The following is an 11,052-nucleotide window of genomic DNA, read 5'->3' as shown; positions in this document are numbered from 1 at the left end:
AGGTCACTTTGCGGTCTAACTGACCTAAATTTTCTATCTGCACAGCCATTCTCGTCTCTTAATTGAAAATCAGAATATGTGAAGCCCAAGCCAAGTAGCTATCTTGTGGTGCGAGGAGGGGGACTCGAACCCCCACACCATTGCTGGCGTCAGGACCTAAACCTGGTGCGTCTACCAATTTCGCCATCCTCGCGCGAATTCCGCAAACACTACCGAGCTGAAGCTTCACTCTAAAGACCGTAATTCTACAATGCTTAGCGGTTTTGGAGGATATTTAGACCATATAGAGCAAAGCCACAGCATGGACCGCAATGCCCTCGCCTCGCCCTAAATGACCAAGTGATTCATTCGTTTTGGCCTTGAGGTTGACATGGCTTGGTGTAACCGCTAAATCTGCTGCGATATTACGGACCATATCCGGTAAAAAAGTGGCTAATTTGGGACTTTGACAAATAATCGTTGCATCCACATTCCCGACATGAAAACCAGCTGCCTGAACCTTTTGAAGGGCAGCTCTGAGCAAAATACGGCTATCCATATCCTTAAACTGGGGATCTGTATCCGGAAATAACTGGCCAATATCATTCAAGCCCGCAGCTCCCAGTAGCGCATCGGTTAAAGCATGCAATAAAGCATCTGCATCGGAATGACCCAGCAGGCCTTTATCGTTGGGAATGTGAATGCCGCCCAAGATTAGTTTGCGATCCTCAACAAGGGCATGGACGTCATAACCCTGGCCAATGCGAAATTGGGGGATATGTGACATATTTGAGGTCATAAGGCGGTCTTTTTCTGATCTTGATAAAGCAGAATGGTTTGCATTAAATCCCAATCGGCTGGGTGAGTTACCTTGAAGTTTCGCGTTGCGCCCTCTATCAGTAAAGGGTTAGAGCCTGAGAGCTCCATAGCGCTAGCCTCGTCCGTAATATCCGCCTCTAGACGGATTCCCTCTTCAATTGCATCATGCAGGCGCTTTAAACCAAACATCTGGGGTGTTTGAGCCTTCCATAGATGATCTCGAGAAATGGTCTTCATCGCCCTATTGGGATTGCCAGCAATAGCAGAGTTAGCATCGGTCATTTTCAGGGTGTCGGCCAATGGCATTGCCAAGAGGCCGCCCTCACCCGCTTGAGTCACAGCATGTATCAATTTTTGAATCAGCTCTGGAGAGATTCCAGGTCGGGCTGCGTCATGGACCAGGACCCAATCAGTTTCTGGAATACCAGCTTTGAGCATGCCTGCCAGAGTATTTCTGACGGTTTCTTGTCGAGTTTGGCCGCCGCTCGCAAGAAATTGAATGGAGGCAGATTTGCTGGAAAACTTATTTAAGATGGGATTGTCGATAAAGCTAGGACTGACGCCAACCCAAATCGAAGCAATTTCTGGGGTCTCAACAAATGCCTCTAAAGCATAGGAAAGCATCGGCTTACCCGCCAATTCCTGAAACTGCTTTGGCAAAAGTCCACCAAGTCTTGATCCCGTGCCTGCCGTTGGCAATAAGGCGTGACATTGAACTGAAGACTGTGAAGATTGATTTCCAAGGCGCATGCCTGATTCTATAATGAGCGCAGATGTCTGATGCATTAAAACTAGCGCCCCCCATACCTGCACCCCGGGCTGGGCAGCGCTTTACCTTTTCTGGCCTAGTCGGGTCTTCTGATGCCGCATTAATCGCCCAATCTGCGCTGCGCTATCGATCTGAGTTCTCGGTCATGGTCATCTTTTGTGCTCAGGCGCAAGAAGCCCAGCGCCTATTAGAGGAAATCCCCGCTTTTGCTCCGCAGCTCAAGACGCGACTGCTACCCGATTGGGAAATTCTGCCGTATGACCATTTCTCACCACATCAAGATTTGGTCTCAGAACGTCTGGCAACGCTTTATGAATTACTGAACGGTAGTTGCGACATTGTCTTGGTGCCGATTACCACTGCACTGCAAAAATTAGGACCGCCAAACTTCTTATCAGGTCATACCTTCTTTTTTAGGCAAGGTGACAAGCTCAATGAAGCGGCTCTAAAGCTTCAATTGCAACAGGCTGGTTACGACCCCGTTAGCTCAGTAATGCGCCCCGGCGAATACAGTATTCGTGGTGGCTTGATTGACTTGTTTCCGATGGGCTCCAGCCTACCGTATCGACTGGATCTTTTTGGCGATGAGATTGAACAAATTCGGGCTTTTGATCCCGATACCCAACGAAGCCTTTATCCAGTTAAAGAAGTTCGCCTATTGCCGGGCCATGAGTTTCCATTTGATGATGCTTCACGTACCGCCTTTCGCGGTAGGTGGCGCGAAGTATTTGAGGGTGACCCAACCCGTTGCTCAATTTATAAAGATGCCAACCTCGGTATTCCTAGCGCTGGTATCGAATCCTATTTGCCGCTCTTCTTTGAAGAGTCATCGACGGTCTTTGATTATTTCCCCCGCTCAGGAGATCCTGTTTGGCTAGTCAGCATTGGTGATATTGAGGAATCTATTAAGGGCTTTTGGAAAGACACGATCTCTAGATATGAATTCTTAAAGCACGATCTTGATCGCCCCATTCTTCCGCCAGCAGAGTTATTTCTGGATGTGGATCAATTCTTTACGGCAGTCAAACCCAATGCTCGTCTGGCATTGGATAAAGAGCCTGATAAAGAAGCAAAAGAAGCCCCACAATTTTTAGCTGTGCCCGATTTGGCAGTGCATCGCCGTGATGCTGATCCGATTAATCGCTTGCGTGCATTAGTCTCAAAAGAAAAAGTTCGCATACTCATTTGTAGCGATAGCAATGGTCGTAAAGAATCCATTCGCCAACTTTTTGAAGAGAGTAATTCAGTTGCTGGCCAGAATGGCAAACCACTCTACCCATTAAAGCCAGAAGGTTTTGAAGGTGTTGCTGATTTTATTAAGAGTGATGAGCTATTTGGCCTGGTCACGGCGCAACTCTTTAATGGATTTACCTGGCCATCCGAAAACCTCATCGTTGTTACCGAGGCAGAACTCTTTACCACTACCGCCCGTCAAAGGCGGAAAGGCAAAGATAGCGAGAGCGCTGATCCAGACATGCTCTTCAAAGATTTGTCTGAGCTTAAGATTGGCGATCCCGTTGTTCACTCTGATCATGGCATTGGTCGCTATCAAGGTTTAGTACTTCTGAATTTAGCGCCGCCAAAAGAAGAACCCATTTTTGAAGAGTTCTTGCACTTGGTCTACGCCAAAGATGCCACTCTTTACGTGCCAGTTCAGCAGTTGCAGATGGTGACGCGTTACGCAGGCTCGGATCCTGACTCAGCACCATTGCATCAATTAGGTTCTGGTCAGTGGGATAAAGCGAGACGTAAAGCTGCTCAACAAATTCGTGATACTGCTGCAGAGCTATTAAGTCTGTATGCAGCCAGAGCAATTCGTAAAGGTCATGCCTTTGAATTCTCCGCTCATGATTATGCTGCTTTTGCAGAAAGCTTTGGCTTTGAGGAAACGCCGGATCAAGCTAACGCCATTGCCGCAGTGATTGGCGATATGACTAGTGGCACACCGATGGATAGACTGGTGTGTGGAGATGTGGGTTTTGGTAAAACTGAGGTTGCTCTACGCGCCAGCTTTGTTGCAGTGATGGGCGGTAAGCAAGTGGCCATTTTGGCCCCAACCACCCTGCTCGCTGAACAACATGTCGCCACCTGGAAAGATCGCTTTGCAGATTGGCCCGTGCGTATTGTTGAGCTGTCACGTTTTAAAACTACTAAAGAAATTAATGCAGCACTAGAAGCAATTGCTAAAGGTGAGGCTGACATCATTATTGGTACACATAAGTTGCTATCAAAAGAAACACAGTTCGCTAATTTAGGATTGGTGATTGTGGATGAAGAGCATCGCTTTGGTGTGCGACAAAAAGATGCGCTCAAAGCATTACGTGTTGAGGTCGATATTCTGACTTTGACTGCCACCCCCATTCCAAGAACTCTCGGTATGGCTATGGAGGGCTTGCGTGAGTTCTCCATCATTGCTACCGCGCCACAAAAACGCCTAGCCATTAAAACTTTTGTACGACGCGAGGGTGATGGCGTTATTCGCGAAGCAGTCCTTCGTGAGATTAAGCGGGGTGGGCAGGTTTACTTCCTGCATAACGAAGTTGAAACGATTCAGAACCGTAAACATGCATTACAAGAACTTATTCCAGAAGCAAGTATTAGCGTAGCGCACGGCCAAATGCACGAGCGTGAATTGGAATCGGTCATGCGTGAGTTTGTGACTCAACGCACCAATATCCTGTTGTGTACCACCATTATCGAAACGGGTATTGACGTTCCAACTGCCAACACCATCATCATGCATCGTGCGGATAAGTTTGGCTTGGCGCAATTGCATCAGTTACGTGGTCGCGTTGGTCGATCCCACCACCAGGCTTATGCCTACTTGCTTGTGCCAGACCCTGAGGTGCTTAGTAAGCAAGCTCAACTGCGTTTAAATGCGATTCAAGCCATGGAAGAACTGGGCTCTGGTTTTTATTTGGCGATGCATGATTTAGAAATTCGTGGTGCCGGCGAAGTCTTAGGCGATAAACAATCTGGGGAAATCCACGAGATTGGATTTCAGCTTTATACCGAGATGCTCAATCGCGCCGTCAAATCTCTGCGCAGCGGCAAAGAGCCAGACTTGCTTTCTCCACTTCAGGCCACTACTGATGTGAATTTGGGTGTGCCCGCCCTCTTTCCAAATGACTATTGCCCTGATGTACATGAGAGACTCTCCATGTACAAGCGCTTTGCAGGTACAAACGACTTCTCTGAACTCATGGGCTTGCGTGAAGAGCTTGTTGATCGCTATGGGGAATTGCCTGACCAGGCTAAATCTCTATATGAAACCCATCGCTTGCGCCTGGAAATGGAAGGCTTTGGCATTAAAAAGATTGATGCCAGCCCAACGTCAATTCAAATTCAATTCATCCCAAATCCTCCGATTGATCCGATGAAAATCATTCAATTGATTCAGTCGTCAAAGTACATCCAACTCAATGGGCAAGATAAGTTAAAAATTCTCCCCCAAAAAGAGAAAGATTTTGAGAAGCTAGAGCAACGCCTAGACCATATTAGAAGAATTCTCAGAAGCCTGAATGAATCTGCCATGCTCAATACTGCTCAAGTCAATTAATTTTTTATCGCCTACCAACTATGTCTAGCCACCTTACACTTGTAGCCCTTGCAAATACTCCCATCCCTGCAGAATTAAACACTGCGTTTATTGAGCATGCAAAAGTCTTGGGGATGGATATTTCTAAGTACGATAAAGAAAAAGCTGATTCAAAATATTTCACTGCACGCTGGATTTGCTCGCAGGACCTGTTGCCTGAAGCAAGAGTTGCTATGCGCGATATTGCCGCTGCCCATGAAGCAGATTTGGCTTTTCTATCACCAGGATTTAACGCGGATGAAGTGAAGGTGTTGGCGATGGACATGGACTCCACCCTGATTAATATTGAGTGTATTGATGAGATTGCAGATTTCACAGGAAAGAAAGCTGCAGTTTCAGAAATTACGGAAGCCACTATGCGTGGTGAGATTAAAGACTTTAAAGAAAGCTTGCGCAGACGCGTAGCCCTTCTAGAGGGTGTTTCTGCCGATGTATTGGATTCAGTTTACAAAGAGCGTTTACGACCAAATCCTGGCGCCGCTGAATTGCTTACTGGTGCAAATACAAGTGGACTTTATACATTGCTTGTTTCTGGTGGCTTTACCTTTTTTACCGAAAAGCTACGGAAGGAGTTGGGCTTTAAGCAAACCCAAGCAAATACTTTAGAAATCGTCGACGGCAAACTTACGGGTAAAGTTATTGGCGATATCGTTGATGGCGCAGCTAAAAATGCTTTTCTAGAGCAAGCCTGCCTTCTGATGAATTGCCATAAAAAGAACTCCATCACCATGGGCGACGGATCCAACGATATACCGATGATGCTTGGCTCTGGCATCAGTGTTGCCTACAAAGCAAAACCCATCGTCAAAGAAAAAGCCGACGCGGCTTTTGACCGAGTCGGCTTAGATGCTGCCTTACTACTGATTGCCTAGCTCACTTAAAGTCAGGCGCGAGCAGTAAATAAGCGCTAATTAGAGGCGCTCAAAAATAGTAGCAATGCCTTGTCCACCACCAATACACATCGTTACCAAAGCATATTTACCTTGAACGCGATGTAACTCGTGAATCGCTTTGGTAGCAATTGCGGCACCAGAGCAACCGATTGGATGACCTAATGCAATGGCTCCACCGTTTACGTTGGTCTTGGCTGGATCTAAGCCCAAAGCTTTAGTAACTGCCAAGGCTTGTGCAGCGAACGCTTCATTGGATTCGATTACATCGATTTGATCTAATTTCAAGCCAGCGCGCTCCAGAGCGATCTTCGTTGCAGGGATTGGACCTTCACCCATAATGTGGTTAGGTACGCCAGCAATAGCGTAAGAAACTAAGCGAGCGATTGGCTTATGACCGGCCTTCTTAGCTGCCTCAGCTTCAGCCAATACAAAGAATGCAGCTCCGTCATTAATGCCGGATGCATTACCCGCAGTAACGCTACCACCCTCTTTTTTAAAGACCGCTTTCATCTTCGCCAAAGTTTCCATTGTGGTGTCTGGTTTGCAATGCTCGTCCGTATCAAACACTACATCACCCTTGCGAGTTTTGATCGTGATTGGAACGATTTGAGATTTGAAGCGCCCCTCTTTGATTGCATGTGCAGCACGACGATGTGACTCCACTGCAAGAGCGTCCTGCTCTTCGCGAGTAAGCTTCCATTTCTCAACGAGGTTCTCTGCAGTAACACCCATGTGACCAACGCCAAATGGATCAGTCAATACAGACACCATCAAGTCAATCATTTTGGTATCACCCATACGCGCACCGCTGCGCATTGCTGGGGAACCATACATGCCTCGAGACATCACCTCAACACCACCGCCGATACCGTAATCACAATCGCCCAACATAATTTGTTGAGCAGTCGTCACGATCGCTTGCAAGCCAGAGCTGCATAAACGATTCAGGGCCATCGCAACAGATTCCATTGGGAGACCAGCTTGAATAGAGGCAACACGAGCTACATAGGCATAACGGTTATCAGTAGGAATGGTGTTGCCTACAGTAATGTAATTAATTAAGGCTGGATCTACCCCAGAGCGAGCCACCGCTTCTTTCATCACAATACCACCGAGCTCAGATGGCTCAAGGCTACTCAGTGATCCATTAAAAGTACCAATTGCTGAACGTACAGCGCTTAAAACGACGACATCACGACTCATATCAATCCCCCTTACGGTGCCAAATTAGGCAAAATATTGACCCCAATAATAGGCCAAAACACTATTTTTATTCTAATAGTCAAGTTTCGGCTATTAGGTCATGCCCTTGGGAGCTAATAACTGTTGCCTTGATAATCTCACCAGCGCGATAGCGCTTTGAAGGCTTGCTTGGAGGTAAAACCCTTACCAAACCATCAATTTCAGGGGCATCGCCAATAGCTCTACCAATTCCACCGGAATCATCCACGCGATCAATAATGACCTGAACCCTCTTGCCTATTTTTTTAGCAAGTCGCTTGATTGAGATTTCTTCGGCCTTGGCCATAAAACGAGCCCGGCGATCTTCACGCACTTCATCGGGCACGGGATTATCCAAAGCATTGGCAGTAGCGCCATCAACTGGCGAATAAGCAAAACAGCCGGCACGATCAATTTGCGCTTCATCCAAGAAATTCAAAAGATATTCAAACTCTTCTTCTGTTTCACCAGGGAAACCAGCAATAAAGGTGCTTCGAATCACCAAGTCAGGACAAGCTGCACGCCATGCCTGAATGCGCTCGATATTCTTTTCTCCGCTGGCGGGACGCTTCATGCGTTTGAGTACATCTGGATGGGCGTGTTGCAAAGGAATATCTAGATAAGGAAGTACGCCGTAGCCATGATCGGCAAATTCCGCCATTAAAGGCAGAACATCATCGACGTGGGGATAAGGATAAACATAGTGGAGGCGAACCCAAGCTTGATGCTCTCTCGCAATCTGATTTAAGGCATTGACCAAATCAAACATGCGCGTCTTAACGGGCTTGCCGCCCCAAAAGCCAGTGCGATATTGAATGTCAACACCATAGGCACTCGTATCCTGCGAAACAACCAATAATTCTTTTACGCCTGACTCAAATAGTTTTTTTGCCTCCAGCAACACTTCACCTATGGGGCGTGACACAAGATCGCCGCGCATGCTAGGGATGATGCAAAAAGTACAGCGGTGATTGCATCCTTCTGAGATTTTCAGATACGCATAATGCTTCGGCGTGAGCTTGACACCAATAGGCGGCAGCAAATCGGTAAACGGATCATGTGGCTTTGGTAAATGCAAGTGAATAGCCTGCATTACCTCTTGGGTGGCGTGAGGTCCTGTAACGGCAAGGACTTTAGGGTGAATGCTCTGGATGAGGTCGCTGCCGTCTGCATTTTTTCGGGCACCTAAGCAGCCGGTAACAATTACTTTACCGTTTTCAGATAAAGCCTCGCCAATAGCTGCAAGACTTTCTTCTACAGCCGAATCGATAAAGCCACAGGTATTCACAACTACCAGATCGGCGCCAGAATAATCCTTAGCAGTCTCGTAACCCTCAGCGCTTAATTGAGTGAGGATGAGTTCAGAATCCACCAATGCCTTGGGACAACCCAAGGAAACAAAACCAACTTTACCCACCACAACTATTCTTTTTCTGTTTTATTAGGTTGCCCAGTAAATGGGAAACTCTGCATTTGCTCTTGCATCTTTACAAAGAGATCTTTGCTCTGCTCCATATAGCTACCCATTAAGCCTTGCATCATTGGGTTTTGCAGATTCATCATCTTGGCCCAAGCTTCAGGAGTGCTGCCTGCACCCAAGCCCTGAGTTTGATCGCCCAGCTTATTATGGATATCGACAAAAGATTGCATCGTCTTTTCAAGATAGCTGCCCATCAAACCTTGCATGGAGTTTCCATAAAAGCGAATGATTTGTGAAAGCATTTGAGTAGAAAATACCGGTGCACCACCGGCTTCTTCTTCCAAAATAATTTGTAGCAAAATATTACGTGTTAGATCATCTTCAGTTTTGGCATCAACAACGCTAAAAGCATCGCCTGCCATCACTAAATTTTTAATATCAGCCAGCGTTACATAAGTGCTAGTTTGAGTGTCGTATAAACGACGATTGGGATACTTCTTAATCAAGCGGCTGTCGCCGGCTTTCTTGGAACGTGTGGCCATGTATTTTTTTCCTAAATCTCGGTACTGCAATGCAACATCGGCATAGTTTATCCCTAGTTTGACCTGAAGGTAAATATGCCGATGAGCAGACCACTAAAATCGCATTTATTAGGTCTTTAGCCTGTATGCAGACCGCCATTAAGGGAGAAGTCAGCGCCAGTAGCGTAGCCACCATCAACCGAGGCAATCCAGCAGCAAATCGAAGCGATTTCTTCCGGAGTGCCTAAACGCTTAACGGGTACACCAGCAACAATCTTCTCTAAGACATCTTCACGGATTGCCTTAACCATGTCTGTACCGATATAACCTGGAGAAACCGTGTTTACAGTCACCCCTTTAGAGGCCAATTCTTGTGACAAGGCCATCGTAAATCCGTGCAAGCCTGCTTTTGCAGTTGAATAGTTAGATTGGCCAAACTGACCTTTCTGACCATTTACAGATGATATGTTGATGATGCGACCCCAGCCGTTATCAGCCATGCCATCCACCACTTGCTTGGTGACATTGAATAAAGAATTGAGGTTGGTATCAATCACTGCCTTCCACTGCTCCGGGGTCATTTTGCGAAATACGCTATCTTTAGTAATACCAGCGTTATTCACCAGAACGTCAACACGCCCCACTTCAGCTTTCACCTTATCAAAGGCAGCAACAGTACTGTCCCAGTCAGAAACATTACCCTCGGAGGCAATGAAGTCATAACCCAAAGCCTTTTGCTCGCCAAGCCAACGATCTTTACGCGGGGAATTTGGACCGCAACCAGCGATGACCTTAAATCCATCTTTGGCAAGGCGCTGACAAATAGCAGTACCAATACCACCCATACCGCCAGTGACGTAAGCAATTTTTTGAGACATGTATTTCCCCTTATGAAAATATTATTGAGCAGCGGATACTTTTTCTTTCACGTACTTACCAGGCGCTGCTTCTAGTTTTTTGTACTGTGCATTACCAAACGTTTTGCTAGCTTTAATTTTCTTGCCACCAAACTGTTCTAGCCATTTAGCGTAGTTAGGCCACCAACTACCCTTAATATCTTTTGCTGCAGCAAGCCACTCGTCCGCAGTTTTGGCTAATTTATTGTTCTCAAAATAATGACGCTTATTTTTTGCTGGTGGGTTAATCACACCAGCAATATGTCCTGATGCACCAAGTACAAAACGATTCTTGCCCTTTAGGATATGAGTTGACTCATAAGCTGACTTCCAAGGCACGATGTGGTCGTCATGCGATGCATAAATATAGGCTGGGACAGTGATCTTGCCTAAGTCCACCTTTTCACCACAAACAATGAGCTTGCCTGGTTTAATTAATTCATTTTGCAGATAGGTGTGACGTAGATACCAGCAATACATCGGACCAGGAAGATTGGTAGAGTCGCCATTCCAATAGAGCAAATCAAATGGGGGTGGAGAATTGCCTTTTAAGTAATTCTCGACAACATAATTCCAGACCAAATCATTTGGACGTAAAAATGAGAAAGTGTTGCCCAGATCTAAACCAGACATCATCCCGAAGTGACCGCCCTCACCGCCAATGGTGCTCTCGCGCAACTTCACCATACCTTCGTCGATAAACACATCCAAAATACCAGTGTCGGTGAAATCTAATAAGGTAGTAAGTAAAGTTAAGCTAGCAACATAATCTTTTTTACGTGCCGCCAAAACTGCTAAAGCAGTAGAGGTTAAGGTGCCACCAACACAAAAGCCGAGTACATTAATTTGATCGGTGCCGCCAATATCTTTTGTTACTTCAATTGCCTTGATTACACCCTCGCCAACATAGTCATCCCAAGTCACTTTCGACATTGA

The 11,052-nt window shown here is 46.3% G+C and carries 9 protein-coding genes and 1 tRNA gene; 2 read left to right on the top strand and 8 right to left on the bottom strand.

The features are described 5' to 3' along the window. Positions 1-106: 106 nt before the first annotated feature. The 3 genes from B7X71_RS07540 to ispD all read right to left on the bottom strand — a co-directional run bounded on the left by B7X71_RS07540 (position 107) and on the right by ispD (position 1,548). Positions 107-193: transfer RNA gene (locus tag B7X71_RS07540), tRNA-Leu, on the bottom strand. Between the two features lie 81 nt (positions 194-274). After that, positions 275-778 carry a 2-C-methyl-D-erythritol 2,4-cyclodiphosphate synthase gene (gene ispF, locus B7X71_RS07535; RefSeq protein ID WP_293600456.1) on the bottom strand — a complete coding sequence of 168 codons (504 nt, stop codon included), beginning with the start codon at positions 776-778 and terminating at the stop codon, positions 275-277. Further along, on the bottom strand, positions 775-1,548 hold the full coding sequence (gene ispD / locus B7X71_RS07530) for a 2-C-methyl-D-erythritol 4-phosphate cytidylyltransferase (protein WP_293597204.1): 774 nt from the start codon (positions 1,546-1,548) through the stop codon (positions 775-777). The genes ispF and ispD overlap by 4 nt, the downstream gene beginning before the upstream one ends. A 23-nt stretch (positions 1,549-1,571) precedes the next feature. Between ispD and mfd the strand changes: the two genes are divergently transcribed. Continuing rightward, positions 1,572-5,126, top strand: a complete 3,555-nt coding sequence (mfd, locus tag B7X71_RS07525; protein WP_293597203.1) for a transcription-repair coupling factor — start codon at positions 1,572-1,574, stop codon at positions 5,124-5,126. Positions 5,127-5,146: 20 nt separating this feature from the next. Next, positions 5,147-6,037 (top strand): phosphoserine phosphatase SerB, encoded by an 891-nt coding sequence (gene serB / locus B7X71_RS07520; RefSeq protein WP_293597202.1) that lies wholly within the window; start codon positions 5,147-5,149, stop codon positions 6,035-6,037. A 39-nt stretch (positions 6,038-6,076) separates the two neighbouring features. Here the strand turns inward: serB and B7X71_RS07515 are convergent, their stop codons facing one another. The 5 genes from B7X71_RS07515 to B7X71_RS07495 all read right to left on the bottom strand — a co-directional run. Then, on the bottom strand, positions 6,077-7,261 hold the full coding sequence (locus B7X71_RS07515; RefSeq protein WP_293597201.1) for an acetyl-CoA C-acyltransferase family protein: 1,185 nt from the start codon (positions 7,259-7,261) through the stop codon (positions 6,077-6,079). A gap of 79 nt (positions 7,262-7,340) precedes the next feature. Next, the gene (gene rimO / locus B7X71_RS07510) at positions 7,341-8,699 is read right to left on the bottom strand and encodes a 30S ribosomal protein S12 methylthiotransferase RimO (protein ID WP_293597200.1); all 1,359 of its coding nucleotides are present in this window, start codon (positions 8,697-8,699) and stop codon (positions 7,341-7,343) included. Between the two features lie 2 nt (positions 8,700-8,701). Continuing rightward, positions 8,702-9,241 carry a polyhydroxyalkanoate synthesis repressor PhaR gene (phaR, locus tag B7X71_RS07505; protein ID WP_293597199.1) on the bottom strand — a complete coding sequence of 180 codons (540 nt, stop codon included), beginning with the start codon at positions 9,239-9,241 and terminating at the stop codon, positions 8,702-8,704. A 116-nt stretch (positions 9,242-9,357) separates the two neighbouring features. Then, positions 9,358-10,098: a 3-ketoacyl-ACP reductase gene (locus tag B7X71_RS07500; RefSeq protein WP_293597198.1), complete on the bottom strand. Its 741-nt coding sequence runs from the start codon at positions 10,096-10,098 to the stop codon at positions 9,358-9,360. A gap of 21 nt (positions 10,099-10,119) precedes the next feature. Next, positions 10,120-11,052 (bottom strand): alpha/beta fold hydrolase (locus tag B7X71_RS07495; protein ID WP_293600455.1); only part of this gene is annotated, 933 nt, incomplete at its 5' end.

Source organism: Polynucleobacter sp. 39-46-10 (genome assembly GCF_002282275.1).
Note: the sequence above shows the minus strand (reverse complement) of the source record. Positions and strands in the feature narration are given on the sequence as shown.